This is a genomic window from Azospirillum oryzae (assembly GCF_008364795.1).
GTDB lineage: Bacteria > Pseudomonadota > Alphaproteobacteria > Azospirillales > Azospirillaceae > Azospirillum > Azospirillum oryzae.
Window position 1 is genome coordinate 1035761 of record NZ_VTTM01000001.1, and the last position, 26941, is coordinate 1062701.

Consider the following 26941-nt stretch of genomic DNA (forward strand, 5'->3'; position numbering starts at 1 on the left):
AGGAGGCCGTCCGCGGCCTCCTTTTTCGTTGTGCGGCAGGCGGATGCGCTCTTTTGCATCGCTTCGTCACCGCGCGAAACTTTTGCGCGACTGCCGGACTGCGCTATGGTCGCGGCATGACCGATCCCGTCGCCATGCAGCCCGCCGCTGCGCCCGCCCTTCCCCACTCCGCCGACGCGCAGGCGCCCCTGATGCCCGCGCCAGACGCGCTGCGCATCGCCTTCGCCTGCGCAGACACGGAGGAGGCGCGGGCAGCCCGCACCCGGCTGGTCCATCGCTACGGCAACGCCACCGCGGACGAGGCCGACGTGATCGTCGCGCTGGGCGGCGACGGCTTCCTGCTGGAAACGCTGCACCGGGCGCTGACCCGCGACCGCCAACGGCCGACGCCGGTCTACGGCATGAACCGCGGGTCGGTCGGCTTCCTGTTGAATGTCTACCGCGAGGAGGATCTGGCGGAGCGCATCGTCGCGTCCCAGCATGTCCGCCTGCACCCGCTGCGCATGGTGGCCACACGGGTCAACGGCGAACGGGTGGAGGCGCTGGGCATCAACGAGGTGTCGCTTCTGCGTGAAACGCGGCAGGCGGCGAAGCTGCGCATCACCATCGACGGGGTGGTCCGGCTGCCGGAGCTGATCTGCGACGGCGCGCTGGTGGCGACGCCGGCCGGCAGCACCGCCTATAATCTGTCGGCCCATGGCCCGATCGTGCCGCTGAACGCCGGCGTGCTGGCCCTGACCCCCATCAGCGCCTTCCGCCCGCGGCGCTGGCGCGGCGCCCTGCTTCCCCATGCCGCCCGCATCTGCTTCGACGTGCTGGAGGAGACCAAGCGCCCGGTCAGCGCCGTCGCCGACTTCACCGAAGTACGCGAGGTCCTGCGGGTCGAGGTGCAGGAATGCCGCGATGTCGGCCTGACCCTGCTGTTCGACCCCGAGTTGAATTTCGAGGAACGCATCCTGAAGGAGCAGTTCGCGCCCTGACGCGGCCGACGCCCGCTCCTTACGCGCGGCCCCTATGCCCGTCTGGCGACCCAGACGGCGGTCAGGTCGTCGCGCAGCGGCAGGTTGGTGCGGGCATAGAAGCTGTCCATCATCGGGCGCAGCGGATGCTGACGGTCACGGGCCAGCCCGTCGCGGACGAAGTCGGGCACCGCGTCCTGCCCCAGCGGGCCGCACTCCTCTCCACCGCATTCGATCAGGGCGTCGCTGTACAGGAACAGGAAGCCGCCGCGCGGCAGGCGATGGCTCTGGTCGACATACTGCGCCCGGCGCGAGGCGCCCAGCACCAGCCCCGCCGAATCGAGCAGGCGGATATCCGGTGCATTCCCCCTTGTGGCGGACGGCGTTCCCAGAACCGGGTTGGGCGAACCCGCCGCGGCAAAGGTCAGCGTGTCGATGGCGAGGTCGAGGATGCCGAAGAAGGCGGTGGCGAACTGCCCCGTCGGCAACACGTCCTTCAAGGCGGCGTTCAACTGCGCCAGCCATTGCGACGGCGCCATGTGCTGCATCGGAAAGCGGTCGATCAGCGTGTGCAGGCGGAAGGTGTTGATCGCCGCGGTGATGCCGTGCCCGGCGAAATCGACCATCAGCAGTCCCAGCCGGCGGTCGCCCAGCGGATAGAGGCCCCAGAAATCGCCGCCCAGTTCCGACGACGTCTCGAAATGCGCATCCAGCGTCAGGCCGTAGCGGTCGGCCACCTCGGCCAGCCGGCGGTTCTCCGGCAGAAGCGAGGTCTGCATGGCGCGGGCATGCGACAGCTCGCGCTGGACCCGCTCGCGGAAGGCGGCAAGGTCGCCGTACAGCTTGCGCTTCTCCAACTGGTGGCGGACGCGGGCCACGCATTCGCCCGGCTTGATCGGCTTGGAGATGAAGTCGCTGCCGCCCGCCTCGAAACAGCGCACCTGCTCCTCGTCGCTGTCGAGCGCCGTCTGGAACAGCACCGGAAGCTCCAGATGGGTGGCGTTGCGGCGCAGCGCCTCGCACATTTCCCAGCCGTTCATCACCGGCATGTCGACGTCGAGCAGGACGAGGTCGGGACGGAAGCGGTCGACGGCCGCCAGCCCTTCCCGGCCATTCTCGGCAAAGGCGATGTCGGTGATGCCAGCGCGGCGGATCACCAGGGCAAGGGATTTGCGGTTGAATTCGTTGTCGTCGACGATCAGGACACGGCAGTCCGACAGCGACAGGGCGGGCCCGGCCATGGACGCTCCGTCAGCGGTCGAACTGCAGGACGGTGCAGCGCCCGCCATCGGTCACCGTCACCCGCGAGGCCAGCGTGCGCATGAAGACGAAGCCGCGGCCCGAACGCGCCTTGTTGCCGCTGATCGGCGGAGCCAGTTCGGTGTCGAAGCCGCCGCCCTGATCCACCACCGCGATGGCGATGCTACGCTCGCTCCAGCGGCAGAAGATGTCCAGCCGCCGCCGGACCACGGCAGGATCGCCCAGCCGGTCGCGCATCATCTCGCTGAAGCGGCGGTGGCCGCCGGGCTCCCCCTTCACCGCGCTGGAAAGGCCGAGGTTGCCATGGACGATGGCGTTGGCGACCGCCTCGTGCAGGCAGAGTTCAACATTGGAGCGGCGTTGCGGGTCGAGCACGCCGCGCCGCGCCAGTTCGTCGCAGACCAGCACCGGGCATTGCAGGCCATAAGCGGTGCCCGTGGTCAGCGACAGATAGAATCCGGGCAGGTCCGGATTGTCCGCCGCCGGTGCGCCCGACCAGTCGTCCAGCAGGGCCGCTGCCTCGTCGGCGCCCTCACCCAACTCCACCGTCAGGAACGGACCGCGGTCGAAGGCGGCGCGCAGCCGGTCGCGGTCCGCCCGCTCCATCAGCAGCGTTTCCACCACACGTTCCCCCGGCCGCCCGCTTGGCCGCGCGTCCTGTGACGCGGGACCGTCGCCCGGCTGCTGGTCCGTTCCACAGAAGCGCGCAAGGACGCGGGCGGCCATATCGGCGGGCACCCGGTCGCGCAGCAGGCTGAAGCCACGCAAAGCCGCTTCGGCCGGAGGCTCGGCCCTGCGGTCGTGGTGGACGGCGTCCATGCGGCAAACTCCCATCGGACGGAAACCGGCAGGCGGGCGGGATCGGCTCGGCCGGTCCCGCGGTTCGAATTCGGCCGTTCAGGGCTCGATGGTGATGATCTCGCTCAGCCGCGCGAGTTCGATCGACCGCCTGACATCTCCCGCCGGGCCGCGAACCACCATCTTGATCTCGTGGTTCTCGGCCTCTTCCTGGAGGATCAGCAGCATGCCGAGACCGGCGGAGTCGATGAACTCCAGCGCCGACATGTCGAGGACCAAGCGACGCCTGCCGGTCTGCGCCATCGGGTCCAGCATCTCGATGATGCCGGGTATCTTGTCGTGGTCGGTGAACTCCAGGCGGCCGGCCAGCCTGACCTCGGTCGCATCGCCTGTATTGGTCGTCTTGAAATCCATAAATCCTCTCAACCGGTCCGCAGCCTTGGTCGCATCCATACGAATGCGCGCGAAACCTAGGCATATTGCTTATGCACAGTAGTGCATTCCGTCGCCTTGTCTCAAGTGCCGATGCTGCAGCTACGCAGTATTTCCCGGAACTGCGACGCTGCTTCCATGATCGACCTCGGGATTCACCCCCATGGACGGGTTGCGCGCAACGGAGTAGAACATATCCGGGAAGGCACGCGCGCCGCGTGTCGAACCGGCAGCGCCGGCTCGATGGGCACCGGTCGCGGACGTCCACCGCCGGGCCCCGCCCATTCCGCACGTCCCGTCCAACCGCCCTTACCCAGAACCTCCGGAACGGCAACGCATGACCAGGATCGCTGAGGCGTGGCGTCGTGTCCCGACGGTATCGGCCAAGTTCCTTCTGATCCTCGTGCCGAGTCTGGTGGTCGCCGTCTCGCTGTGCTCCGCGCTGTTCTATTACGACCGCTACAAGGATCTTCAGGCAGGGCTGCGGGAAAAGGTGGCGGCCATCGCCGACGTCAACGCGGCGGCGCTGACCAACAGCCTGTGGACCTTCGACGTCCCGGCGATCCGCAACGTCATCCAGGCCATCGGCGCCAACCGCGAACTGGTCTGCGTCGAGGTCAGCGACGATCTGGCGGAGGGGTGGTTCGTCTGGCCGGGATCGAGCTGCCCCTCCGTCGACGACTCCCATGTCGAGCGCCGTGTGATCCGGGTGCAGAACCTCCAGGTCGGCACCCTCACGCTGCATTACAGCCAGGACGTCGTGCGCGAACAGCTGCGGCAGGAGGTGGTGAACACAGCGGCGCTGCTTCTGCTGATGCTGGCCGGCACCATCGCGGCGGCGCTGGCGGCGTTGCGGCTGACGGTCGGGCGGCCGCTGGGGCGGCTGATCGCCTCCATCCTGGAAGCGGAACGCGGCGGCGGCCACAAACAGGTGAACTGGGGTGCCGCCGACGAACTGGGCCGGGTGATCCAGGCCTACAACGCGATGCTCACCCGGCTGGGACAGGAGGAGGCCGCCCTGCGCAAGAGCGAGCAGCGACTGGCGCTGGCGATCACCGCGACCCGGTCCTCCGTCTGGGATTATGACCTGCACACCGGGCATTATTGGTGGTCGAAGGAGTTTCCCGCCCTGCTCGGCTATGGCTCCAACGAATTGCCGATGACGGCGGAGACCTGGTCTTCGCTGCTGCACCCGGACGAGGCGGAACGGGTGATGGCCGAATCGCGGCGGCGCCTGCGCGATCACGCCATGGCCTACACCGCCGTCTACCGCATGCGGCGGCGCGGCGGGCAATGGGCCTGGATCGAGGACCGCGCCACCGCCCAGCGCGACGCCGACGGCCGCGCGCTGCGCCTGACCGGAACGATGTCCGACGTCACCGAACGGGTGCGGGCGGAGCTGGATCTGGCGCATGAACGCAACGTGCTGCAGGTGACGCTGGACAACACCGACCAGGGAATCATCAAGGTCGACGGCGACGGGCGGGTGGTCACGGCGAACCGCCGGGCCGCGGAACTGCTGAACATCTTGCCGGAGGTGCTGTCCGGCAATCCGCGCTTCGCCGACATCGTGGCGATCCAGCGCCGCCAGGGCGAATTCGGCGAGATGGGCGACGATCCCGACCTGTATCTGAGTTTCGGAACCGGCCCGGGGGGCGCCGGCATGGCCGCCGCCGGAGCGGCTCCCGACGATGAGTTCGGGATCCCGCTGGGCGAGCCGGCGGGGATGATCGACCAGCCCTTCACCTTCAAGCGCCGCCGCCCCGACGGCCGCATCGTCGAGGTGCGCACCAACCCGCTGCCTGAGGGCGGCTTCGTCCGCACCCTGACCGACGTGACGGTGGAGGCGCGCTCGGCCGAGGAGATCTTCAATGCGATGCAGGAGCTGGAACGCGCCTATGCCGACCTGAAGGAAACCCAGGCCAGTCTGGTCCAGGCGGAGAAGATGGCCTCGCTCGCCCTGCTGGTCGCCGGCGTCGCGCACGAGATCAACACCCCCATCGGCATCGCCTTCGGCTGCGCCACCCACCTGTCGGGGCGGACCTCGACGCTGGCCGAGGCGTTCGAAAGCGGCACGATGAGGAAGTCCGAACTCGCCGCCTATGTCGCCACCGCCGGCGAATCCTCCCGCCTGATCGAACAGAACCTGACCCGCGCGGCCGAGCTGATCCAGAGCTTCAAGCGCGTCGCCGTCGATCAGACCAGCGAGGAGCGGCGCCGCTTCGACCTGCTGGCCTATCTGGAGGAGGTGGTGACCTCGCTCGGCCCCACCCTGCGCAAGAGCCGCCATCGGGTCGCCATCGCCTGTTCGCCCGGCATCGTCATGGACAGCTTTCCCGGTGCGCTGAGCCAGGTGGTGACCAATCTCGTGATGAACGCGCTGACCCACGCCTTCCCGGCCGACAGCAAGGGACACATGGTCATCGACGTGGACGAGACGGCGGACGGCGAGGTGGAGATCCGTTTCGCCGACGACGGCGTCGGCATCCCTGCGGAGAACCTGCCGAAGGTGTTCGAGCCCTTCTTCACCACGCGGCGCGGGTCGGGCGGCAGCGGGCTGGGGCTGCACATCGTCTTCAATCTGGTGACGCAGTCGCTGGGCGGGCGGATCTCGGTTGACAGCGTTCCCGGCGATGGAACTACCTTCACCCTGCGCATCCCGAAGACCGCGGCAACCGCCTCGACCGCGGCCGCCCCCCCCACCGCCTCGCCCACGACGACGCCCGTATCGCTGGAGAAGGAACCCGCATGAGCAGCGGCGCCTACGACGACGACGAGATTCTGTTCGCCGACGAAGAGGCGGACGGCGCCGCGGCCGGGCATGACGCGGTGGCGGCGCGCGCGGCCATCGTCGACCCGGCGGCACCGCCCTGGCCGATCCTGGTGGTCGACGACGAGTCGGACGTGCACTCCATGACCGGACTGCTGCTGGCCGACGTTTCCTTCCAGCGGCGGCGGCTGGACCTGATCAGCAGCTTCACCGCGGCGGACGCCCGCAACGTGCTGGAACACCGGCGCGACATCGCCGTGATCCTGCTGGACGTGGTGATGGAGGAGGACGATTCCGGCCTGAAGCTGGTGCGCTGGATCCGTGACGAGCTGGGCAACCGCGACATCCGCATCATTCTGCGCACCGGCCAGCCCGGACAGGCGCCGCAGCGCGACGTGATCGTCGATTACGACATCAACGACTACAAGCCGAAGGCCGATCTGTCGGCCGAAAGCCTGTTCACCGCGGTGATCGCGGCCTTGCGCGCCTTCGACCAGATCCAGTCGATCGAAACCCGGGTGGCGGAGCGCACGCGCGAGCTGCGCGAGAGCCGTGAGCAGGCGGAAGAGGCGACCAGGGCCAAATCCGCCTTTCTCGCCACCATGAGCCACGAGATCCGCACGCCGATGAACGGGGTGCTGGGGATGCTGGGCCTGCTGGAACGGACCGACCTGGACGAGCAGCAGCGCGATACCGTCGGCACCATGCGCGAATCGGCCAACGCCCTACTGCGCATCATCGACGACATCCTGGACTTCTCGAAGATCGAAGCCGGGAAGATGGATCTGGAGCGGGTGGCGCTGTCGGTGCCGGCCCTGGTCGAAGGGGTGGCGGAAACGCTGGCGCCGGCCGCCGGGGCCAAGGGACTGACGCTGCTGACCTATGTGGACGCGGCAATTCCGCAGTCGGTGCTGGGCGATCCGGTGCGGCTGCGCCAGATCCTGTTCAATCTGGCCGGCAACGCCATCAAGTTCACCGAGGCGGGCCGCGTCGTGCTGCGTGCCGAGCTGGAGCCGGCCGGCGCCCAGCACGACGGGGGCGACGCCGGGCCGCTGCTGCGCATCGCCGTGTCCGACACCGGCATCGGCATCGCCGAGGCCTCGTGCCAGCGCCTGTTCCAGCCCTTCACCCAGGCCGAAAGCTCCACCACCCGACGTTTCGGCGGCACCGGACTGGGGCTGTCGATCAGCCGGCGGCTGGCGGCGCTGATGGGCGGCGAGATCGGGGTGGAAAGCAAGCCCGGCGAAGGCTCCACCTTCTGGCTGCGCCTGCCGTTGGACCGCGCCGCCGGTCCGGCGTCGGCGGAGGACGGCCAGGACGCCATCGGGCTGGACGGGCTGACGGTCCTGCTGGGCGTGCCCGACGAGATGGAGCGCGGCTTCCTCGCCCGCTATCTGGAGCAGGCCGGTGCCCGCGTCCTGCCCGCCGCCTCGCCGCCCGAACTGGCGGCCCAGGCCCGCATCGCGCGCGAGGCCGGCTGTGCCGTCGGCGTGGTCACCATCGACGAGGCTCTGCACATCCCCGCCGCCGCCTGCGCACCGGAGGAGTTGGGCCGCCGCATCGGCGAGGCCCGGCCGCCGGTGGTCCTGCTCTGCCACGAAACCGGCGGAAAGCCCGGTCCCGACTCCCTCCCCGGCACGCGGGGGGCGGAGCCGGGCACGATGGTGCTGAGCCGGCCGCTGCGCCGGCTGGTGCTGCTGCGCGCGGTGGCCGTCGCCGCGGGGCGTCTGTGCCCTTCCCAGCCGGCGGCCCAAACCAGTTCCCACCGTCCCGCGACGGCACAGTCCTCGAACAGAGCCGGGCGCGGCCAAGCCGGCTCTGCCAACGGCCCGGCTGCGCCCGGCGTCGAGGAGGCGATGGCCCAGGGGCGGCTGATCCTGGTGGCGGAAGACAATCCGGTGAACCGCAAGGTCCTGCAGATGCAGCTGCAGGCGCTGGGCTATGCCGCGGAGATGGCGCCGGGCGGGGCGGAGGCGCTGGCGGCGCTGGACGCCATGCGGCAGGGCCGGCGCCGCTACGCCATGCTGCTGACCGACGTCCAGATGCCGGAGATCGACGGGTTCGAACTGACCCGTCAGGTCCGCAGCGGCGAGGCGTCGGCCGGCGCGGGCAACCGCCTGCCCATCGTCGCCATCACGGCCAACGCCGCACCGGCCGACATCGAGAGCTACCGCGCAGCCGGCATGGACGATGTGCTGAGCAAGCCGCTCGAACTGTCGCAACTGGCGGTGACGCTCGCCCGCTGGATGCCGCCGGCCCCCGCCGATGCCGCCATGCCCGATGCTCCCATGCCCGACGCCGCCATGACGCCGCCTGTCGCCACCGCCGCAACCGCCGCCACCGCCGCCACCGCCACCGCGGCCGGCAGCGGCGCTTTGGTCGATCTCGGCAATCTGCGCGCGCTGTGCGGCGGCGATGCGGCGATGCTGGCGGAGTTGCTGAACGATTTCGTCACCATCGGCCGGGGCGTGCTTGCCGACCTGGGGACGGCGCTCGGCAACGGCGACCGTGACTGGGTGCGGGCCTGCGCCCACAATCTGAAGGGCTCCTCCCGCAACGCCGGCGCCAAGCCGCTGGCGGAGGCGGCCAGGCTTCTGGAACAGGCCGCCACCGAAGGCGCCCCGCCCGACCGGCTGACGGAGGCGGCCGACCGGCTTCGCGACAGCTTCGCCGCGACCTGCGACGCCATCGAACAGGAACTTGCCGGAACGGAGCAGTCGACGGCATGAGCGATCCGAGGGATTTCCGGCCCGGTCGGCGGGAGGCTCTCGGCCTGCTGCTGGGGACTGCCGCCACGGCCGCCGCGCCACGCGCCTTCGCCCAGGGCGCTCCGCCCGATGTCGCTCCGCCCGATGTCGGCGTGCCGCGGCTCGGCGAGGAGCTGACGCCCTTCGGCGCGGTGCGGGCCGGCAACCGCACGCGGGCGATCCCGCCCTGGACCGGCGGCCTGACCGGGGCGCCGCGCGGCTATGTGCCCGGCCGCCCGCCGCCCGATCCCTACATCGAGGATGTCCGCTGGTTCACCGTCGGCGCCGCCGACGTTGAGCGCTACAAGGTCCGGCTGACCGCCGGCCAGCAGGCGCTGCTGACGAAATATCCGGAAAGCTTCGAACTGGCGCTGTTCCCCTGCCACCGCAGTGCCGCCGCACCGCAGCGGATCTATGACGCCACGCTTGCGAACGCCGACCGCGCCGGATTGGAGGGAAACGGGTTGGCGTTGCGCGATGCGTCGGTCGGCGTGCCCTTCCCCATCCCCGCCAACGGCGTGCAGGCGATGTGGAACCACAAGCTGCGCTGGCGCGGCGGCAGCGTGTCGCGCACCAGCCTGACCGTGGTCCAGTCCGGCGACGGCAGCCGTTCGATGACGAAGCTGCGGGAGGAGTTCGCCTCCCCCTATGCCGACGGCGACATGGCGGCGCCGCCGCTGCTCTATCGCCGCACCATCCTGGAACCGAAGGAGCAGTCCGGCAGCAGCCTGATCCTGCAGGGGACCCTCGACCCCATCGCCGCGCGCACCCATGCCTGGGCGCGGGAGGGGGAGCGTGGCCGCGTGGTGAGGGCGCCGGACTTCGCCTATGACACGCCGGACCCGGTGACGGGCGGCATCTGCACCGCCGACATGCTGGACATGTTCAGCGGCGCACTCGACCGCTTCGACTACACGCTGGTGACGCGGCGCGAGATGTACATGCCCTACAACGCCTACCGGCTGTCCAACCCCGGCCTGACGTTGCGGGACATCCTGTGGCCGCGGCATCCCAACCCGCAGTTCCTGCGCTATGAGATGCACCGGGTCTGGGTGGTCGATGCGCGGCTGAAGTCGAATTTCCAGCACACCCTGCCCGACCGCACCTATTACCTGGACGAGGACAGCTGGCAGATCCTGGCGTCGGAACATTACGACGGCAAGGGCAACCTGCTGCGTTACGCCGAGGCGCACCCGGTGCAGCATTGGCAGGTCCCCGCCCTGGTGCCGGCGGTGGAGTTCGCCTTCGATCTGACCGCCGACCGCTACACCGCCCGTGGCCTGGACAACGGCCTGCCCCCGCCGATGTTCGGCGCGCCGCTGACGCCGCAGGATTTCACCCCCGACGCCCTGGTCCGCCGCGGCCGGCGGGGCTGACCGATCCCCGGCGCGTTCACTCCGAAACGATCACTCGGATCCGGTCTGGCGAACCTGGTGGACCTCGGCCGGATGGGCGGCGTGGCGGTTCAGGACCTCCAGCGCGATGCGTTCGCGCGCGGCGTCGCCGACATTGACCCAGAGCAGGATGCCGCCCTTGTCGAGCTGCTGCAGCATCGGCTCGTTGCGCTTGTCGGTGATCCATTGCGACAGGAAGGACCCGGCCGCGCCGCTGCCCACCCCGGCGGCCGCGGCAGCCGCGGCGGCGGCGAGCGCCGTGCCGCCGGTGGCCAGCACCGCGCCGGTGGCGATGATCGCCCCGACATAGGCGGGGAAGCCGACCGCGGCACCCTTGCCGCTGCCGACATCCTCCGGCGAAATATAGGCTTGGCGCGGCGCGTTGGGATCGTGGGCGAGGCTGCCGACATCGCCGGGCACGCCGCCCAGACGGTCGCGGATCGTCTCGTCATTGGCCAGCACGCTCAGCTCGTGGCGCTGGAATCCGGCCAGGCTCAGGTCGTCGATGGCGCTCTGCAGGGCCTCGCGGCTGTCGAAGACCGCCACGGCCTCGCGCACCGCGGCATCGGTGCTTCCGGTGTCTCCCGTCCAGGCACTGGAATCGATCGTGGTCGGGTTCTGGTCGCGGCTCTCGATCATGCCTCCACCCCTTCGCTTCGCAGGAAGTCCGAACAATCCGGATCCAACCGGAAATCGGGCGCAAGGTTCCGCTCAGGGTCGCGATGATGTGGTCGGCGATGCGGCCGGCGAGGGCACCATGCCGCGCGGCTCCGGCATGGCGCCCAGGAACCACCAGAGGCCCAACCCGATCAGCACGGCCTTCACCAGCAGGAACAGCGCGATGTGGCGGGCCAGCGGATTGCGGAGCATGGGCTTCAACCTGTCGATGCAGCAGGCTTGGAGATGAATGCCGATCTGGCAAAAGCACCCGTCTTTTGGCTAGTATCCGGCACCCCTGCTGTCAAGGAAGGATACCCGCCATGAAGCGGCTCCTGCTCGCCACCCTGTTCGCCGCCGGCCTGTCCGCCGGTTCCGCCGCCCCGGCCCTCGCCCAGATCAGCCTGTTCCAGGACACCGGGCTGATGCAGGCGGTCAATGACGGCGACGTCGCCAAGACGAAGGGCGCCCTGTTGCGGGGCGAGAACCCCAATCAGGCCGACATCCACGGCAAGACCGCCCTGCTGGCCGCCGTCGACCGCTCCAGCCCGGCCATCGCCAAGCTGCTGCTGGAGAGCGGCGCCAACGTCAACCGCGCCGACAAGGCCGGCAACACCCCGCTGCTGGCCGCGGCGGAGAACGGCAATCCGGAGCTGATCGACCTGCTGCTGAAGAAGGGCGCCAAGGTCGACATGGAGAACCGCGAGGGCATGACCCCGCTGATGGTCGCCGCCCGCAACGGCCGGGCCGACGTGGTGGACCGGCTGCTGAAGGCCGGGGCGCAGGTCGACCGTTCCGATTTCACCGGCCGGACCGCGCTGAACTGGGCGCAGGACAGCCGCAACGCCCGCGTCGGCACCCTGCTGCGCCAAGCCGGCGCGCGCTGATTCCCGTCCGCTGGCGGTCGGACCCTACTTCGCGGAGACCTCATGTTCGGTTCGGCCTTCGGCGGTCCCGGCCCGCTGCTGCTCCTGCTGCTGGCGCTGGGGATCGACGCGCTGTTCGGCGACTGGCTGGACCGCATCCTGCCCGATCCGGCGGGGCTGGCGCGGCGATTCTGCAACGCCGCCGACGCCCGGCTGAACCGGGCGGAGCGGGGCAAGTCGGCCCAGGTGATCCGCGGGGCGCTGGTGGTGCTGGCGCTGGTGCTGATCGCGGTGGCGGCCGGGCTGCTGGTCGAGTGGATCGGCTCCATCGGCCGCGGCTGGATGGTGGAACTGCTGGCCCTGCTCTGCGGCCTGCGCGGCCGGGCCGCCTGGACTCGCATCCGCGCGGTGCGCCGCGCCCTGGAAAGCGGCGGCGTGGTGCCCGGCCAGGAGGCGATCCAGTCGCTGACCCGCCGCCATGTCTATGGCCTTGACGAACACGGCATCGCCCGTGCTGCGGTGGAGGCCGCCGCCCGCGCCTTCGACCGCAAGCTGGTGGCGCCGGTCTTCGGCTATGCCCTGCTCGGCGTGCCCGGCCTGTTCGTCTGGACCGCGATGGACGGCGCCGACGCCGCGCTGGGCAGTCCCGGCGTCCGCCATGGCCGCTTCGGATCGACCGCGGCGACGCTGGACGACGCGCTGAACGCCCTGCCCGCCCGGCTGGCCGGGCTGCTGCTGGCGCTGGCCGCGCCCTTCATCGGCACCGCCAAGGCCGGCGCCGCCCTGCGTGCGCTGGGCCGCGACGCGCGCAAGCATCCGTCGCTGAACATGGGCTGGCCCATTGCCGCGATGGCCGGCGCCCTGGGTCTGGCCCTGGGTGGACCGCACCGCGATGGCGGCGTGGTCATCACCGAGAACTGGATCGGCGACGGGCGCGCCCGCGCCACCCCCGCCGACATCGGGCGAGCACTCGCCCTGTCCGCCGTCGCGGCATTGCTGCTGGTCGGGCTGGTGGCGCTGCTGCTGTGGGGCGTGGCGGGGATTTAGGGACGGAGTCAGCCGGCCGCCTGCGGCCCGACATCCTCAACCATGAAGAACGGCCCCCGCCGGTCGCGCTCGACCCGCAGGATGAAGCGGCTGATCCCGCCGGCCTTGATGGTCCAGAGATCGTCGCCGTCATCCAGCGGACGAAGCTCCAGTTCGTCCGGCACCGGAGCCTCGCTCAGCCGCTTCAGGATGCGGTCGGCGCGGGTGCGGTCGATGGCGGGCAGGCTCTCGGCAGCACGGGCGTCGAAACGGTCGCTCTTCACATAGCGGGTGCCGGCACCCTGGATCGGGCTGGACGGCCGGCCGGGCTTCAGTCGCGCCCGCGCCGCCATCAGGCGCCAGCGCGCGATACCGCAGGCCTGCACCGCGGCGGCATGGACGGCGGCGACACACTCGATCAGGTCGGGAAACAGCGGCATCAGTTCGCGCCGCTTGTAGGCGACGCGGCTCATCAGGTCGTGGATCGAACGTTCGGCCGTCGCGGCGGCGTCGGGCAGTTCCACCGTCTCCGCCGCCAGCAGGGCCGGGATGGCGTCGAGCGCCGCCCCCCTCACCAGCGCGTCGATGCGCGCCAGCGCCGTCGCCCCCGCCGCATCGGTGCGGGCGATGGCGTCGGCCACCACCGGGCGGGCGCGGTCGAGCGCCTCATCCCTCGGCACCTCGTCGGACAGGGCGGACAGCCAGCCGGCGTCGAACAGGGTGCCGTCGGGGAAGGGAGGAAAGGCGCTCAATCGCTCAGGATCCGGTCGGTGGCGTGTCAGCCGTCCGCGCGCATGCGGGCGACGATGGCCTCCAATACCTCTTCGGCCCGGTCGTTGTCGACCTGACAGGTGCCGGCCGCCTGATGGCCGCCGCCGCCATATTGCAGCATCAGCGGGCCGATGTCCGTCTTCGAACTGCGGTTCAGGATCGACTTGCCGCAGGCCAGCACGGTGTTCTGCTGCTTCAGGCCCCACAGCACATGGATCGACACGTTGGTGTCGGGGAACAGCGCATAGATCATGAAGCGGTTGCCGGCATAGATCGTCTCCTCCTTGCGGAGGTCGAGCACGACGACGTTGCCGCGCACGGTGGCGCAGCGCTTCAGCTGATCGACGAACAGCTCGGCATGCTGGGTGTAAAGCTCCACCCGCTCCTTCACGTCGGGCAGCTCCAGGATCTGCGCGATGGTGTGGCTACGGCAGTAGTCGATCAGGTCCATCATCAGCTGGTAGTTCGACACCCGGAACTCGCGGAAGCGGCCCAGGCCGGTGCGCGCGTCCATGATGAAGTTCAGCAGGGTCCAGCCGGTGGGGTTCAGGATGTCGTCGCGCTGGTACTGTGCCGAGTCGGCCTGATCGACCGCCTGCATCATCTCGTCGGAGATGGTGGAGAAGCGCTCCTTCCCGCCATAGTAATCATAGACGACGCGGGCGGCCGACGGAGCCTTGGGGTCGATGATGTGGTTCGGCTTCTCGCCGACGCGCATGGTCTCCGACAGGTGATGGTCGAACACCAGATGGGCGCCTTCGACATAAGGCAGGTTGGTGGTGATGTCGCGGCCGGTGATCTCGATCTTGCCGTCCTGCATGTCCTTGGGATGGACGAACTTGATCTCGTCGAGGATGCCCAACTCCTTCAGCAGGACGGCGCAGACGAGCCCGTCGAAATCGGAACGGGTAACGAGGCGGTATTTCGCGGCGTCGGACATGCAAGCTTCCCCTGGCGACCGTCATGGTTGAGCGCGTGCCGGAAGGGTAGTCGCCTACCCCTTCGGCGCGCAATGCTTTACCAGAGGTCCGTCGCGGAGATCAGCCCCGGATCAGCCCCACGGGCCGCGACGGTTCTGCGGCATGAAGCCGCCCTGCCCAACCTGATTGCCACCATTGCCACCCTGTGGCGGCGCCCCCCAGGGCGAACGGCCGTCGCGCGGCGGGGTGGTCTGGCCGCCACCGAAGCCGCCGCCGCCAAACCCGCCGGTAAAGCTGCCGGTCTGGGGCGCCATCGCGCGCAGCCGCGCCACCCGCTCGCCCATGTCGGGGTGGGTGGAGAACAGGCTGGCCATGCTGGCGCCGCTGAGGGGGTTGGCGATGAACAGGTGGGCGGTCGCCGGGTGCGCCTCCGCCTGATAATTGGGGATGTGGTTGGCGCTGTTGTGGATGTTGGTCAGCGCATCGGCCAGCCAGTTGGGACGGCCGCAGATCTCGGCGCCGATGCGGTCGGCCTCGAACTCGCGGGTGCGGCTGATCGCCATCTGCACCAGCGTCGCGGCGATGGGGGCGAGGATGGCGGCCAGGATCGCCCCGACCATGCCCAGCGGGTTGCCGCCGCGTTCGTCATTGCTAGAGCCGCCGAAGAACAGGCCGAAATTGGCGAGCATCGACACCGCACCGGCGATGGTCGCGGTGATCGTCATGATCAGGGTGTCGCGGTTCTTCACATGGGCCAGCTCATGCGCCATCACGCCGGCGATCTCCTCCGGCGTCAGGCGCTGCAGCAGGCCGGTGGTGGCGGCGACCGCCGCATGCTCCGGATCGCGGCCGGTGGCGAAGGCGTTGGGCTGGTCGTTTTCGATGATGTAGACGCGCGGCATCGGCAGGCCGGCGCGCTCCGCCAGCCGGGCTACGATGCCGTGGAATTCGGGGGCCGAGTAACCATCGACCTCGCGGGCGCCGTACATCGACAGCACCATGTCGCCGGAATTCCAATAGCTGAACAGGTTCATGCCCAGCGCGAAGACGAAGGCGATGATCAGGCCGGTCTTGCCGCCCAGCAGGAAGCCGACCGCCATGAAGATCGCCGTCAGGCCGGCAAGGAGAATGGTGGTCTTCAGATAGCTGGTCATGATCGCCATATCGGTTCAGGATGGGCCGAGGCGGGGTAACCCGCCCTGATCCGAGATATGGGCCCGATCCGCGCCCCCGTTCAAGATGCCCGCAGCAGTGCGATGGATATGATGACCGAGCCGACCAAACCGCAGCAGGACGCCGCCGAGGCGGTAGTTGAAAACACCGCCACCGAGGGGACGGAAGCCAAGGGCCCCGAGCAGAAGCCCGGCGAGATCGGCGGCCCGAAGGGGCCGGAACCGACCCGCTACGGCGACTGGGAGTTCAAGGGGCGCTGTTCGGATTTCTGATCGGAGATCAACTCCACCCGGTCACTCCATCCGGCGCCCGGTCACCGCGTCGAACAGGTGCAGGGCGCCGTCCTGCGGGGCGACCGTCAGACGGTCACGCTCGCGCACGGTGGGGATTCCGGCCATGCGGACCAGCAGGGTCTCGCCGTCCGGCAGGCGGCCATAGACCACCGTGTCGGCCCCCAGCGCCTCCACCAGTTCGATCTCGATGGAAAAGCCGTCCGCGGCGACGGCCATATGCTCCGGCCGGATGCCCAGCTTCACCGGCCGGCCCGCGTCGGTCGCACGCGGACGCGGCAGGGGCAGACGCTGACCGCCGGGCAGCAGCACCGCCTCGCCGCGGTCGTCGATGCGGCCGTCCAGCACATTCATCGGCGGGGAACCGATGAAGCCGGCGACGAACAGGCTGGCCGGGCGCTGGTAGACCTCCAGCGGCGTGCCGATCTGCTCGGCCACGCCATGGTTCATCACCAGGATGCGGTCGGCCAGCGTCATCGCCTCCACCTGATCGTGGGTGACGTAGAGGCTGGTGATGCCGAGCCGGTCCTGCAGCCGCTTGATCTCCACCCGCATCTGGGTGCGCAGCTTGGCGTCCAGGTTCGACAACGGCTCGTCGAACAGGAAGGCGGCCGGTTCGCGCACGATGGCGCGGCCCATGGCGACGCGCTGGCGCTGGCCGCCCGACAGCTGGCTCGGCCGGCGGTCGAGGAAGCGGCCGAGTTCGAGGATGTTCGCCGCCTTGTCGACGCGGGCGCGGATCTCCGCCTTCGGGATTCCGCGGATCTTCAGGCCGTAGGCCATGTTGTCGAAGACCGTCATGTGCGGATAGAGCGCGTAGTTCTGGAACACCATCGCGATGTCGCGATCCTTGGGGTCCAGGTGATTGACCACGCGCCCGCCGATGGCGATCTCGCCGCCGGTGATGCCCTCCAGCCCGGCGACCATGCGCAGCAGGGTAGACTTGCCGCAGCCGGATGGGCCGAGCAGGACGAGGAACTCGCCGTCCTGGATTGCGATGTCGATGCCCTTGATCGCTTCGACCGGGCCGTAGGACTTGCGGACGTTGCGGATTTCAACGGTTGCCATTGTTTTTCTTTCCCTTCGCCCGCGCTTACTTTTCGCTGTCCACGAGGCCTTTGACGAACCAGCGCTGCATGAACACCACCACCGCCACCGGCGGCAGCATCGCCAGAACCGTGGTCGCCATGATGATGTGCCAGTCGTTGGCCGATTCGCCGGTGCCGATCATCTTGGTGATGCCGGTCACGATGGTCTCCATGTCGCCGCTGCTGGTGACCAGAAGCGGCCAGAGATACTGGTTCCAGCCATAGATGAAGAGGATGACGAACAGTGCCGCGATGTTGGTGCGCGACAGCGGCAGCACAACGTCGATGAAGAAGCGCACCGGCCCGGCGCCGTCGATCTTCGCCGCTTCCAGCAACTCGTCCGGGATGGTCAGGAAGAACTGGCGGAACAGCAGCGTCGCGGTGGCCGAGGCGATCAGCGGGATGGCCAGCCCGGCATAGGTGTTGATCAGGCCCAGATCGGCGACGACCTTGTAGGTCGGGATGATCCGCACCTCCACCGGCAGCATCAGCGTGATGAAGATCAGCCAGAAGAAGGCCATGCGCAGCGGAAAGCGGAAGAAGGCCACCGCATAGGCCGACAGGATGGAAATGGCGATCTTGCCCAGCGCGATGGACAGCGCCATCACCAGGCTGTTCAGCATCATCGTGCGGACGGGCGTGTACATGGCGCGCTCGCCCGCCTCGCCAACCCAGGCCTGGGCGTAGTTGGCCGCCCCCTCCCCGCCCGGCCACAGCGGCAGGCCGCCGCGCCCGATGGTGCCGGCGTCCCAGGTGGAACCGATCAGCGTCACGTAGATCGGATAGGCGAAGATCAGCACGCCGGCGATCAGGACGATGTGCGGCACCAGATCGATGAAACGGGTCTGCTTCATGAGTAGTGGACCTTGCGCTCGACGAAGCGGAACTGCACCGCGGTCAGCGCGATGACGATCACCATCAGGATCACCGACTGTGCCGACGACCCGCCAAGGTCGTTGTTGACCACGCCGTCCTGGTAGACACGGAAGATCAGCGTCTCCGTCGCCTTGCCCGGCCCGCCCTGGGTCAGGGCGTGGATGGTGCCGAAGGTCTCGAAGAAGGCGTAGACCATGTCCACCACCAGCAGGAAGAAGGTGGTCGGCGACAAGAGCGGGAAGGTGATGGTCCAGAAGCGCCGAACCGGCCCGGCACCGTCGATGCTGGCCGCCTCCATCACCGAGCGCGGGATCGCCTGCAGCCCGGCCAGGAAGAAGATGAAGTTGTAGGACACCTGCTTCCAGCTGGCCGCCAGGATCACCATCAGCAGCGCCTGCCCGCCGTTCAGCCGGTAGTCCCAATCAAAGCCGAGCGCCCGCAGCGCCCGGCCGAAGGACCCGATGTCGGGATTGAAGATGAACATCCACAGCACCGCCGCGACGGCCGGGGCCAGCGCATAGGGCCAGATCAGCAGCGTCTTGTAGGCGCTGGCGCCCTTGATCTTCGAATCGGCCAGCACCGCCAGCAGCAGCGCCACGCCCATCGCCAGCACCGTCACCGCGACGCTGAAGATCACCGTGGTCTTCAGCGTGTCGAGATAGTTCGGATCGCCCAGCACATGGGTGAAATTCTCGAACCAGACGAACTCGCTGCGGATGCCGAAGGCGTCCTGCAGATGCACCGACTGCCAGATCGCATTGGCTGCCGGCCAGATGAAGAACACCAGCGTCACCGCCACCTGCGGCGCAAGCAGCAGATAGGGCAACAGCCGGCTGTCGAAGGTGACGCGACGCTGCAAAGGATGGTCTTTCGTGAATGGTAATCGGCGCAGCCCCTCCCCCCGCCACTGGGCGGGGGGAGGGATGTTACGGGCGATCTCAGCCCTTGTTGGCCCGCTCGAAGTTGCGGAGCACGGTGTTGCCGCGCTTGATCGAGGCGTCCAATGCTTGGCGGGCGTCCTGCTGGCCCTGGAAGGCCTTCTCCAGCTCTTCCTGGATGATGTTGCGGATTTCCGGCAGGTTGCCCAGGCGCAGGCCCATGCTGTTCTCGGTGGTGGGCGTGCGGGTCAGCTGCGCGGCCGGCACGTCGGCACCGGGGTTCTTTTCGTAATAGCCCTGCGCCTTGGCGATCTCGATGCCCTTCAGCGTCACCGGGACATAGCCGGTGTCCATGTGCCACTTGGCGTCGACCTCGGGCTTGGCGAGATAGGTGAAGAACTGCGACACCGCCTTGTATTCGGCTGGCGTACGCTTGGGCGAGGTCATCACCCAGAAGGCGGCGCCGCCGATGATGCCGTTCTTCGGGTCGTTGTTGGCGAATTCCGGCCAGTAGGGCAGCGGCGCGGCGCCCCAGGCGAAGGTCGCCTCCTTCAGGATGCGGCTGCGCAGCGAGGACGACCCCTGGATCATCGCGCACTCGCCCGACGGGAACAGCGCGTCCGGCTTATTGTCGCGGCCACCGTACTTGAACAGCCCGTCCTTCTGCATGTCGATCAGCGTCTGCACATGCTTGACGTAGAGCGGGGCATCGATCTTCAGTTCGGCGTTCAGCCCGCCATAGCCGTTGGCCTGGGTGGCGAAGGGCGTGTTGTGGATGGCGCCCAGCTGTTCAAGCTGCACCCAGGTCGGCCAGGAGGTGGTGAAGGGGCAGCTGGATCCCGACGCCTTCAGCTTCTTCGCCGCATCGATCAGTTCCGGCCAGGTCGCCGGCGGTTTGGCAGGGTCGAGGCCGGCCTTCTGGAAGGCGTCCTTGTTGTAGAACATGATGGCGGTGGAGCTGTTGAACGGCAGCGCCATCATCTTCCCGTCCTTGGACGAGTAGTAGCCCTTGACCGCCGGGATATAGGCATCGGGGTCGAAGGACGCGCCCGTTTCCTGCATCAGCTGATAGACCGGCTTCACCGCCGGGCCGGCGGCCATCATTGTCGCGGTCCCGACCTCGAACATCTGCACGATGTGCGGCGCGTTGCCGGCGCGGAAGGCGGCGATGGCCGCCTGCATCGTCTCCGGATAGCTGCCCTTGTAGGAGGCGTTGACCTGGACCGTCTGCTGGCTGTCGTTGAAGTCCTTGACGATCTGCTCCAGCTGGCCGCCCAGCGGCTGCGGCAGGCCGTGCCAGAAATCGATCACCGTCTTGGATTGCGCCAGCGCGGTGCCCGGCAGGGCGGCGGCGAACAGCAGCGCGGTGGCGGTGGCGGCGCCCGTCAGGAGGGCAAGCTTGCGGCGGGTCAACATGCGGTGGGTCTCCCTATCCCGGTATGGTGCGCGGTTGTCATGAGGGCATCGGGTTGCCGTCCCGCGACGCTTTCGTGAAGTTTTGGTGGCAGACGCTTAAGGCAATGTTTGGGGGCGATATATGCGCTTGCGAAAAAGACCGGCTGCTGGATGATCGCTATCGAAACTGTTTGGTTGCTCTAAGCGTCACACTGCGCACGCATACCAGGGTCTGTCAAGACGCCGCATTACAGTTTTATGACGTGAAAACCCCAGCGGTGAAATGTTGCGGAGCGAAAATGCGCGGGCGCGGAATGCCTAACGCGGGCGGGCGCTGTTGCAGGCGGTATCGGGCCGCCGGCCACCGGCCAGGAGGGCTCCCCTTCCGGCCTTCAGGCTGCTGCTGAGCAGGCGGCGCAGGGCGGCGGGGTCGCAGGGCTTGTGGACCAGGGGAAAGCCGCTGCGGTCGACGCTGCGCAGCCGGTCGGGATCGGTGTCGCCGGTGACGATGACGCCCGGCACCCGCCGGCCGCAGCGGGCGCGCACGGCCTGGATGGCGTCGATGCCGGTCTCCGGCCCCGACAGCCGCAGGTCCGACAGCACGAGATCGGGGGTCGCGACACCCCCATCCAGCCCGGCGCAGGCCTCGTCGATGCCGCGGGCGGGAATGACGGCATAGCCCCAGCCCTGCAACAGCAGCCCGATCCCCTCCAGCTGCATCGCGTCGTCCTCGATCACCAGCACCGTGCCGGCGGTCGAGGAAGCGGCGGCGGAAGCGGACTGGCCGACCGCCGGGTCAGGGTCGCTGTCGGCGGACCCGTCGTCCGACCGGTCGCCGTCATTGCCAGCCAGCGGGACCTCCACCGCGAAGACGGAGCCTTTGCCGGGCTTGGAGCGCACCGTCACCGGATGCCCCAGCACCTGCGCCAGCCGCCGCACGATGGCGAGACCGAGGCCCAGCCCCTGCTTGCGGTCGCGTCCGGGATTGCCGAGCTGGTGGAAGTCCTCGAAGATCACGGTTTGGTTGGAGGGGTCGATGCCGACGCCGGTGTCCCACACCTCGATGCGCAGGTTCGCACCGCGCCGCCGCGCCGCCAGCAGGATGCCGCCCTTCAGGGTGTAGCGCAGCGCGTTGGCCATGATCGGCCGCAGCAGCCGCTCCATCAGCACCGGATCGCTGGTCACCTGGGCGTCGAGCGGGTGGACATTGAAGCGCAGCCCCTTGGCCTCCGCCTCCGGCCCGAACTCCTCCAGCATCTTGGCGAGCAGTTCGTCGACCGGGAAGGTCTGCGGATTGGCGGTGACCAGCCCGGCTTCCAGCGCCGACACCTCCAGCAGGGCGCGCAGCAGGGTCTCGCCGCCGATGATCGCCTGCTCCAGCTTGTTCGCCAGCTCGATGGAAGCCGGATCGGTCAGCCGGCCGCTCAGCAGATGGTGGAACAGGTGCATCGCCTGGAAGGGCTGGCGCAGGTCGTGGCTGGCCGCGGACAGGAACTTGCCCTTGGCGGTGCGGGCGCGTTCGGCATCGGCACGCGCCTGCGCGGTCTCCGCCCGCGCTTCGGCCAAGGCGGCGGCAAGGGCATCGGAAGTGGTGGCATCGGCGCTCAGCGCCACCGCGCGAATCCGCCCGCCGGCATCCGCCACCGGGGTCAGCGCCAGCGCGGACGGCAGGCCGGGAAGCGGTCCGTCTGCGCCGGCCGCCATGCCGGCCGGCATACCTGTGGTCATCACCTGCCGCCGCAACCGCTCGATCCCGTCGGCGGTACCGGCGGGCAGACCGGCCTCCGCCAGGGTCCTCCCCTCCGCCGCGTCCGGCGGGCAGCCGAGAGCGTCGGCGAAGGCACGATTCGCCACCAGCACGCGCCCATCCTCGCCAAGCAGGGCCTGGGGTGATCCGCCGGCCGACAGCAGGGCGTCCAACCAATCCTCGCGTGTCGGCATTTGTTCTGGGATGAGAGGCATCGGCATGTACTCGGCAAGGCTACGGGAAAGATCAACAACAGGAAAACGGGCGGCAGGACCGGCGATAAAAGGGAGGTCCACAGACCACCGCGTTACCTCTGCTTTATCTTGTGCTCCAATCGATCGTGTCAAATGTGACCTCAGTCCACCCCATGGCCTAAGTTCGTTCGAAAGCCTTAAGACTTAGATCAGAAGCCGGGCCGCCGCGCCATTCCGACAAAGGGAGGAGGACGCTTCCGCATCCGGCGTCCGCCGCGCTATAAGACGCCCATGGTGCAACGCCGCCCCGCCCCGTCCCGTCGCCGCAAGCGATCCGCCGCCCGACCGCCCCAGCCGCCGCGGGCGCTGGAGATTTCCGGCCTGCCGATGCCGCTGGAGCTGCGGGAGAGCGCACGCGCGACCCGCATGACCCTGCGCGTCGATCCCGGCCGCGGGCTGGTCCAGGTGGTGGTGCCGGTCGGCGTGTCGGAAACCGACGCCCGCCAGTTCGTCGGCCGGCATGACGGCTGGCTGCGGGCGCGGCTGGCGGCGATGCCGCCCTCCCTTCCCTTCGCCGACGGCGCCAGCGTCCCCTATCTCGGCGTCGAGCATGTCATCCGGCACGACCCGGCCCTGCGCGGTGCGACCAGGATCGAGGACGGCGCCTTGCTGGTCGGTGGCCAGCCGGAGCATATCGCCCGCCGCATCCGCGATTTCCTGACCGCCGAGGCCAAGCGCGAACTGGCGACCCGCGCCCGGCTGAAGGCCGCGACCATCGGCGCCCGCGTCGCCGCCGTCACCATCCGCGACACCAAGAGCCGCTGGGGCAGCTGCTCGTCCACCGGCCGGCTGTCCTTCTCCTGGCGCCTGATCCTGACGCCGGAACCGGTGCTGGACTATGTCGTCGGGCATGAGGTGGCGCATCTGCGCGAGATGAACCATTCCCCGCGCTTCTGGGCGCTGTGCGCCAGCCTGACCGACGGCAGCGGCGTGGAGTGGCCGCGGGCATGGCTGAAGGCGAACGGGACAAGGCTGCTGCGGTACGGGTGATGGCAATACAGGTGGAGGGCGCCCTCTAGTCCACCACCTCCGCCACCCGCAGTTCGGCCGTGGCGACATCGCGGCGGACGAACTCCAGGAAATCCTCGTAGGGCATCGGGCGGCCCAGCAGATAGCCCTGGCACTGGTCGCAGCCCATTGCGGCGAGGCAGTTGTACTGCTCCTCCGTCTCCACCCCTTCGGCCAGCGTCTGCATGCGCAAGGACCGGGCCATGCCGATGATCGCCTCGGCGATGGCGCCGCTGTCCGGGTCGTCGGCGCGCAGGCCGCTGACGAAGCTGCGGTCGATCTTCAGCTTGTCCACCCGGAAGCGCTTCAGATAGGCCAGCGAGGAATAGCCGGTGCCGAAATCGTCGATGGCGAGCGGCACGCCCATTTCGCGCAGTTGCGAGAAGGTTTCCGACACCACGTCGGACTCGTCCATCAGGACGCTTTCCGTCACCTCCAGCTCCAGCGCCGATGGCGGGATGCCGTAGGCCGACAGCCAGCCCGCCACCCGCTCCGCCAGTCCGGGGCGGCGCACCTGCACCGCCGACAGGTTGATGGCGATCAGCAGGTCGCGGTGGCGCAGCAGTTCCGACACCCGGCGGCAGGCCTCGCCCAGCACCCAGTCGCCGAGCGGCAGGATCAGGCCGGTATCCTCGGCCACCGGAATGAACTGGCCGGGCATGATCAGCGTGCCGTCGGGCTGGCGCCAGCGCACCAGCGCCTCCGCCCCGACCAGCCGGCGGTCGTCCAGCGAGAACTGCGGCTGGAAATGCAGCTCCAGCTCGTTGTTGGCCATGGCGCGGCGCAGGTTGTTTTCAGTCCACATGCGATCCGACGCGCGGCGGTTCAGCTCCGGCGTGAAGAACCGGTAGGTCGCGCGCCCGGCTTCCTTGGCGGCGTACATCGCCATGTCGGCGCTCTTCAGCAGCGCGTCGATGCCGGTGCCGTCGTCGGGATAGACCGCGATGCCGATGGACGGCGTGACCTGCAGCTCGTGTCCGTCGATCAGATAGGGTTCCGACATGGCGTGCAGCACCTTGCGCGCGACGATGTCGGCGGCGTCGGGGCTGTCCATGTCGCTGATGAGGATGATGAACTCGTCGCCGCCCTGCCGGCTGACCGTGTCGCTGGCCCGCACGGTGCCGGTCAGCCGCACCGCCACCTCGCGCAGAAGGCCGTCGCCGACCTGATGGCCCAGGCTGTCGTTGATGGTCTTGAAGCGGTCGAGATCGACGAACAGCAGCCCCACCTTCGTGTCGTGGCGCCCGGCGGCGAGGATCGCGCGCTGCAGCCGGTCGCGCAGCAGGAAACGATTGGGCAGGTCGGTCAGGAAATCGAACTGGGCCAGATGGCGGATGCGCTCTTCCTGCGCCCGGGTCTCGGTGATGTCGGTGAAGGCGGCGATGTAGTTGGCGACGGCACCGTCCTCGTTCCTCACCAGCTTGACGCTCAGCCATTCCGGAAACACCTCGCCGTTCTTGCGGGTGCTCCAGATCTCGCCGGCCCAATGGCCTTCGGTGCGCAGTTGCGCCCAAAGCTCGTCATAGAATTCCGGCGGGTTGCGGTCGGAGCGCAGGAATTCCGGGCCACGGCCCAGCACCTCGTCCCGCCCAAAGCCGGTGATGCGGGAGAAGGCGTCGTTGGCGGCGACGATCTGCCGGTGTTCGTTGGCGACGAACATGCCCTCCGCCGCGTTGTCGAACACCTTGGCCGACAGCCGCAGCTGCCATTCCGCCCGCTTGCGCTCGCTGATGTCGCGGGCGATGGCGGAGTAATAGACGTCGCCCTCGTAGGTGATGCGGCTGGCGGTGACCTCAAGCTCCAGCATGCGGCCGTCCGCGGTAAGATAGGCGGTCTCGTAATGGCTGGCCGCGTCCTCCCCCTCCGCGGCGAAGCGCTTCAGCAGGTCGGCCTGCCCCATCACCAGATCGTCCAGCCTGCCGCCCAGCGCCTTGCAGCCGAAGGGATTGACATAGGCGATGCGCAGGCCGGCGTCGGCCAGCACGACGATCTCCGACACATGGTCGATGAAGAAGTTGGCGAGATAGAGCTGGCGCGCCCGTTCGCGAAGCATGCTGTCGCTGTGCCGGACCCGCAGCTGGTAGCTGCCGACGATGCGCCGGATCCAGCCGGTGACCAGCCACGACACGCCCACCGAGGCCGCCAGCGCCACGCCCAGAACGGCGACCGTGGTCCAGACCCGCTGGTTGACGCCGCGGCTGATCTCCGCCCGGCGGGCCTCCATCTCCCGGCCGACATCGTCGATGTAGGAGCCTGCGACCAGGATCCACCCCCAGACGTTGGGGGCGGAGACATAGGCCATCTTCGGCGTCGGCCGCGCCGAGACCGGATGGATCCAGTCGTAGCGCAGCTCGCCGCCGCCCTGACGCCCGAGGTCCAGCATGCGGGTGACGATGTCGCGCTCCGTCTTCCACGGCAGGTCGCGGGCGCTCATTCCCTCCGATGCCGGGGCGGTGGGCGACAGCAGCACTTGCCCGTCCTGGCGCAACACGCCGATGAAGCCGGTCTCGCCGAACCGGAAGGAGCGCAGGCGATCCAGCGATTCATGCTGCAGCCGCGTCTCCACGGCGCTCAGCGAATCGCTGGCTCCGATCAGCCAGTCATAGGGTTCGAACAGGCGGACGAAGGCCAACTTGTCGACGGTCTGCGTCTGATCGTCGGACTGGCTCACGCGATAGCGGGCGAAGCCGCGCCGGTTGGGATCATGGGCCGCCCGCATCAGCTCGCCCACGACCGAATCCTCCGTCGTGTCGGGCGCGGCGGTGGGCGACGTCCCGTCCTTTGGCGCCCCCTCCCTCGACGGGTCAACCGGCATCAGCACCGAGCTGCCGTTCATGTCGTGGATGAAGTAGTAGCCGCGTCCACCGGAAAAGCGCAGCGGCCGCAGGGTCTGCTTGATCGATTCCTTCACCGCCGCTTCGGGCAGGATGTTCCGTTCGCGGTCATGGACGCTGCGGGCGATGGCATAGGCCTCGTTCACCTGGGTGCGCAGATGGTCCTTCAGCAGCGGCTCGACGCGCGAGCGCATGTAGGCCAGATAGGACTGTGCGTTCTCCACCTCCTGCACCAGGGTCTGACGCTGCTCCTGGAGATAGCGCGCCTCGCTCTGGCGCAGGTCGTGCTCCAGGTCCGCCCAATGCTGCCAGACGAAATAGAAGCCAAGCCCGAGGACGAGCGCCGACACCAGCGCCATCGACGCGAGGAACTGCAGGCGGTAGAGCCGGGCCTCGTCGGACGAGCGCGACGGCGCACGGACCAGTTCGACGACGGGGTCGGACAAGAAGGGCTCCCTTCGGATGGGCTTTCCGGATGCGGGCTTGGGCCGGCCCCGATGCGCTGTGCAAGTGTTGCTTAATGCTCGCAACGATTCAACTGCAAGCGAATCAAATCCACTGCGGCGCGACTCTTTGACTGTTTTCCTCTCCCCTGGATCGCCACGGGGTGGCGCTTCGGCGAACCGACAGGGAATTGGCGGAAAGTCGGTCCACTGAACCTTAGGCGCGGATTCCCTTCGGCCGGCAACGATTCGACCGCGAAGATTAATGACGCCGCCGGCCGCCGCCGGGGCCAAGTCGGGGGTTGGGTCGGGGCCGGGTCGGGCACGGCGCATCGTGAGGCTTTAAAACGCCCCC

General features: G+C 68.8%; 22 protein-coding genes. 8 read left to right on the forward strand and 14 right to left on the reverse strand.

The window, feature by feature from the left end; all coding sequences use genetic code 11:
• Nucleotides 1-116: 116 nt before the first annotated feature.
• Entirely contained in the window at nt 117-980 is an 864-nt protein-coding gene (locus FZ938_RS04935; protein WP_425492009.1) for an NAD kinase, read from the forward strand.
• A gap of 32 nt (nt 981-1012) precedes the next feature.
• Here the strand turns inward: FZ938_RS04935 and FZ938_RS04940 are convergent, their stop codons facing one another.
• From FZ938_RS04940 to FZ938_RS04950, 3 genes are all read right to left on the reverse strand, one after another.
• A complete protein-coding gene (locus FZ938_RS04940) occupies nt 1013-2200 on the reverse strand; it encodes a PP2C family protein-serine/threonine phosphatase (protein WP_149197485.1) in 1188 nt (395 codons plus the stop codon).
• A gap of 10 nt (nt 2201-2210) precedes the next feature.
• The gene (locus tag FZ938_RS04945) at nt 2211-3038 is read right to left on the reverse strand and encodes an ATP-binding protein (protein ID WP_149197486.1); all 828 of its coding nucleotides are present in this window, start codon (nt 3036-3038) and stop codon (nt 2211-2213) included.
• 78 nt (nt 3039-3116) lie between these two features.
• Nucleotides 3117-3431, reverse strand: a complete 315-nt coding sequence (locus FZ938_RS04950) for an STAS domain-containing protein (RefSeq protein ID WP_149197487.1) — start codon at nt 3429-3431, stop codon at nt 3117-3119.
• 355 nt (nt 3432-3786) lie between these two features.
• Here FZ938_RS04950 and FZ938_RS04955 point away from each other — a divergent pair, with 355 nt between their 5' ends.
• From FZ938_RS04955 to FZ938_RS04965, 3 genes are read left to right on the forward strand one after another with little or no spacing between them, the layout of a single operon-like run.
• A complete protein-coding gene (locus tag FZ938_RS04955; RefSeq protein ID WP_149197488.1) occupies nt 3787-6201 on the forward strand; it encodes an ATP-binding protein in 2415 nt (804 codons plus the stop codon).
• A complete protein-coding gene (locus FZ938_RS31315; protein WP_149197489.1) occupies nt 6198-8948 on the forward strand; it encodes an ATP-binding protein in 2751 nt (916 codons plus the stop codon). The genes FZ938_RS04955 and FZ938_RS31315 overlap by 4 nt, the downstream gene beginning before the upstream one ends.
• A complete protein-coding gene (locus tag FZ938_RS04965; protein ID WP_149197490.1) occupies nt 8945-10342 on the forward strand; it encodes a DUF1329 domain-containing protein in 1398 nt (465 codons plus the stop codon). Before FZ938_RS31315 ends, FZ938_RS04965 begins: the two co-directional genes overlap by 4 nt.
• A 30-nt stretch (nt 10343-10372) precedes the next feature.
• Here FZ938_RS04965 and FZ938_RS04970 read toward each other — a convergent pair whose 3' ends face one another.
• Both FZ938_RS04970 and FZ938_RS30440 read right to left on the reverse strand, forming a co-directional pair.
• Nucleotides 10373-10999: a general stress protein gene (locus tag FZ938_RS04970; protein WP_149197491.1), complete on the reverse strand. Its 627-nt coding sequence runs from the start codon at nt 10997-10999 to the stop codon at nt 10373-10375.
• A gap of 72 nt (nt 11000-11071) precedes the next feature.
• Nucleotides 11072-11230 carry a hypothetical protein gene (locus FZ938_RS30440; protein WP_174757334.1) on the reverse strand — a complete coding sequence of 53 codons (159 nt, stop codon included), beginning with the start codon at nt 11228-11230 and terminating at the stop codon, nt 11072-11074.
• A 110-nt stretch (nt 11231-11340) separates the two neighbouring features.
• On the opposite strand from FZ938_RS30440, the gene FZ938_RS04975 reads away from it, so the two are divergent.
• Both FZ938_RS04975 and FZ938_RS04980 read left to right on the forward strand, forming a co-directional pair.
• On the forward strand, nt 11341-11904 hold the full coding sequence (locus FZ938_RS04975; RefSeq protein ID WP_149197492.1) for an ankyrin repeat domain-containing protein: 564 nt from the start codon (nt 11341-11343) through the stop codon (nt 11902-11904).
• 42 nt (nt 11905-11946) lie between these two features.
• The gene (locus FZ938_RS04980; protein ID WP_149197493.1) at nt 11947-12930 is read left to right on the forward strand and encodes a CobD/CbiB family cobalamin biosynthesis protein; all 984 of its coding nucleotides are present in this window, start codon (nt 11947-11949) and stop codon (nt 12928-12930) included.
• A gap of 8 nt (nt 12931-12938) precedes the next feature.
• Here FZ938_RS04980 and FZ938_RS04985 read toward each other — a convergent pair whose 3' ends face one another.
• The 3 genes from FZ938_RS04985 to htpX form a co-directional block, all read right to left on the reverse strand.
• A complete protein-coding gene (locus FZ938_RS04985; protein ID WP_149197494.1) occupies nt 12939-13661 on the reverse strand; it encodes a hypothetical protein in 723 nt (240 codons plus the stop codon).
• Nucleotides 13662-13687: 26 nt separating this feature from the next.
• Nucleotides 13688-14620, reverse strand: coding sequence for a DHH family phosphoesterase (locus FZ938_RS04990; RefSeq protein ID WP_149197495.1), 933 nt, complete (start codon nt 14618-14620; stop codon nt 13688-13690).
• Nucleotides 14621-14731: 111 nt separating this feature from the next.
• On the reverse strand, nt 14732-15763 hold the full coding sequence (gene htpX, locus FZ938_RS04995) for a zinc metalloprotease HtpX (RefSeq protein ID WP_149197496.1): 1032 nt from the start codon (nt 15761-15763) through the stop codon (nt 14732-14734).
• Nucleotides 15764-15865: 102 nt separating this feature from the next.
• Between htpX and FZ938_RS05000 the strand changes: the two genes are divergently transcribed.
• Nucleotides 15866-16045 carry a DUF1674 domain-containing protein gene (locus FZ938_RS05000; RefSeq protein WP_425529362.1) on the forward strand — a complete coding sequence of 60 codons (180 nt, stop codon included), beginning with the start codon at nt 15866-15868 and terminating at the stop codon, nt 16043-16045.
• A 21-nt stretch (nt 16046-16066) separates the two neighbouring features.
• Here the strand turns inward: FZ938_RS05000 and FZ938_RS05005 are convergent, their stop codons facing one another.
• From FZ938_RS05005 to FZ938_RS05025, 5 genes are all read right to left on the reverse strand, one after another.
• Nucleotides 16067-17131, reverse strand: a complete 1065-nt coding sequence (locus tag FZ938_RS05005) for a sn-glycerol-3-phosphate import ATP-binding protein UgpC (protein ID WP_149197498.1) — start codon at nt 17129-17131, stop codon at nt 16067-16069.
• Nucleotides 17132-17156: 25 nt separating this feature from the next.
• Nucleotides 17157-18005, reverse strand: a complete 849-nt coding sequence (ugpE, locus tag FZ938_RS05010) for a sn-glycerol-3-phosphate ABC transporter permease UgpE (RefSeq protein ID WP_149197499.1) — start codon at nt 18003-18005, stop codon at nt 17157-17159.
• Nucleotides 18002-18886 (reverse strand): sn-glycerol-3-phosphate ABC transporter permease UgpA, encoded by an 885-nt coding sequence (gene ugpA, locus FZ938_RS05015; RefSeq protein WP_149197500.1) that lies wholly within the window; start codon nt 18884-18886, stop codon nt 18002-18004. Before ugpA ends, ugpE begins: the two co-directional genes overlap by 4 nt.
• Before the next feature lie 79 nt (nt 18887-18965).
• Nucleotides 18966-20321, reverse strand: coding sequence for a sn-glycerol-3-phosphate ABC transporter substrate-binding protein UgpB (ugpB, locus tag FZ938_RS05020; protein ID WP_149197501.1), 1356 nt, complete (start codon nt 20319-20321; stop codon nt 18966-18968).
• 297 nt (nt 20322-20618) lie between these two features.
• On the reverse strand, nt 20619-22241 hold the full coding sequence (locus tag FZ938_RS05025) for a hybrid sensor histidine kinase/response regulator (RefSeq protein WP_246798995.1): 1623 nt from the start codon (nt 22239-22241) through the stop codon (nt 20619-20621).
• A gap of 291 nt (nt 22242-22532) precedes the next feature.
• Here FZ938_RS05025 and FZ938_RS05030 point away from each other — a divergent pair, with 291 nt between their 5' ends.
• On the forward strand, nt 22533-23291 hold the full coding sequence (locus tag FZ938_RS05030) for a M48 family metallopeptidase (RefSeq protein ID WP_149197503.1): 759 nt from the start codon (nt 22533-22535) through the stop codon (nt 23289-23291).
• A 25-nt stretch (nt 23292-23316) separates the two neighbouring features.
• Here FZ938_RS05030 and FZ938_RS05035 read toward each other — a convergent pair whose 3' ends face one another.
• Nucleotides 23317-26589, reverse strand: coding sequence for a bifunctional diguanylate cyclase/phosphodiesterase (locus FZ938_RS05035; protein ID WP_149197504.1), 3273 nt, complete (start codon nt 26587-26589; stop codon nt 23317-23319).
• Nucleotides 26590-26941: the final 352 nt, after the last annotated feature.

What these genes read in the sequence shown, in the direction of transcription:
- FZ938_RS04935 (WP_425492009.1), top strand. Translation starts at nt 117, where the DNA reads ATGACCGATCCCGTCGCCATGCAGCCCGCCGCTGCGCCCGCCCTTCCC.
- FZ938_RS04940 (WP_149197485.1), bottom strand. Translation starts at nt 2,200, where the DNA reads ATGGCCGGGCCCGCCCTGTCGCTGTCGGACTGCCGTGTCCTGATCGTC.
- FZ938_RS04945 (WP_149197486.1), bottom strand. Translation starts at nt 3,038, where the DNA reads ATGGACGCCGTCCACCACGACCGCAGGGCCGAGCCTCCGGCCGAAGCG.
- FZ938_RS04950 (WP_149197487.1), bottom strand. Translation starts at nt 3,431, where the DNA reads ATGGATTTCAAGACGACCAATACAGGCGATGCGACCGAGGTCAGGCTG.
- FZ938_RS04955 (WP_149197488.1), top strand. Translation starts at nt 3,787, where the DNA reads ATGACCAGGATCGCTGAGGCGTGGCGTCGTGTCCCGACGGTATCGGCC.
- FZ938_RS31315 (WP_149197489.1), top strand. Translation starts at nt 6,198, where the DNA reads ATGAGCAGCGGCGCCTACGACGACGACGAGATTCTGTTCGCCGACGAA.
- FZ938_RS04965 (WP_149197490.1), top strand. Translation starts at nt 8,945, where the DNA reads ATGAGCGATCCGAGGGATTTCCGGCCCGGTCGGCGGGAGGCTCTCGGC.
- FZ938_RS04970 (WP_149197491.1), bottom strand. Translation starts at nt 10,999, where the DNA reads ATGATCGAGAGCCGCGACCAGAACCCGACCACGATCGATTCCAGTGCC.
- FZ938_RS30440 (WP_174757334.1), bottom strand. Translation starts at nt 11,230, where the DNA reads ATGCTCCGCAATCCGCTGGCCCGCCACATCGCGCTGTTCCTGCTGGTG.
- FZ938_RS04975 (WP_149197492.1), top strand. Translation starts at nt 11,341, where the DNA reads ATGAAGCGGCTCCTGCTCGCCACCCTGTTCGCCGCCGGCCTGTCCGCC.
- FZ938_RS04980 (WP_149197493.1), top strand. Translation starts at nt 11,947, where the DNA reads ATGTTCGGTTCGGCCTTCGGCGGTCCCGGCCCGCTGCTGCTCCTGCTG.
- FZ938_RS04990 (WP_149197495.1), bottom strand. Translation starts at nt 14,620, where the DNA reads ATGTCCGACGCCGCGAAATACCGCCTCGTTACCCGTTCCGATTTCGAC.
- htpX (WP_149197496.1), bottom strand. Translation starts at nt 15,763, where the DNA reads ATGGCGATCATGACCAGCTATCTGAAGACCACCATTCTCCTTGCCGGC.
- FZ938_RS05000 (WP_425529362.1), top strand. Translation starts at nt 15,866, where the DNA reads ATGACCGAGCCGACCAAACCGCAGCAGGACGCCGCCGAGGCGGTAGTT.
- FZ938_RS05005 (WP_149197498.1), bottom strand. Translation starts at nt 17,131, where the DNA reads ATGGCAACCGTTGAAATCCGCAACGTCCGCAAGTCCTACGGCCCGGTC.
- ugpE (WP_149197499.1), bottom strand. Translation starts at nt 18,005, where the DNA reads ATGAAGCAGACCCGTTTCATCGATCTGGTGCCGCACATCGTCCTGATC.
- ugpB (WP_149197501.1), bottom strand. Translation starts at nt 20,321, where the DNA reads ATGTTGACCCGCCGCAAGCTTGCCCTCCTGACGGGCGCCGCCACCGCC.
- FZ938_RS05025 (WP_246798995.1), bottom strand. Translation starts at nt 22,241, where the DNA reads ATGCCGACACGCGAGGATTGGTTGGACGCCCTGCTGTCGGCCGGCGGA.
- FZ938_RS05030 (WP_149197503.1), top strand. Translation starts at nt 22,533, where the DNA reads ATGGTGCAACGCCGCCCCGCCCCGTCCCGTCGCCGCAAGCGATCCGCC.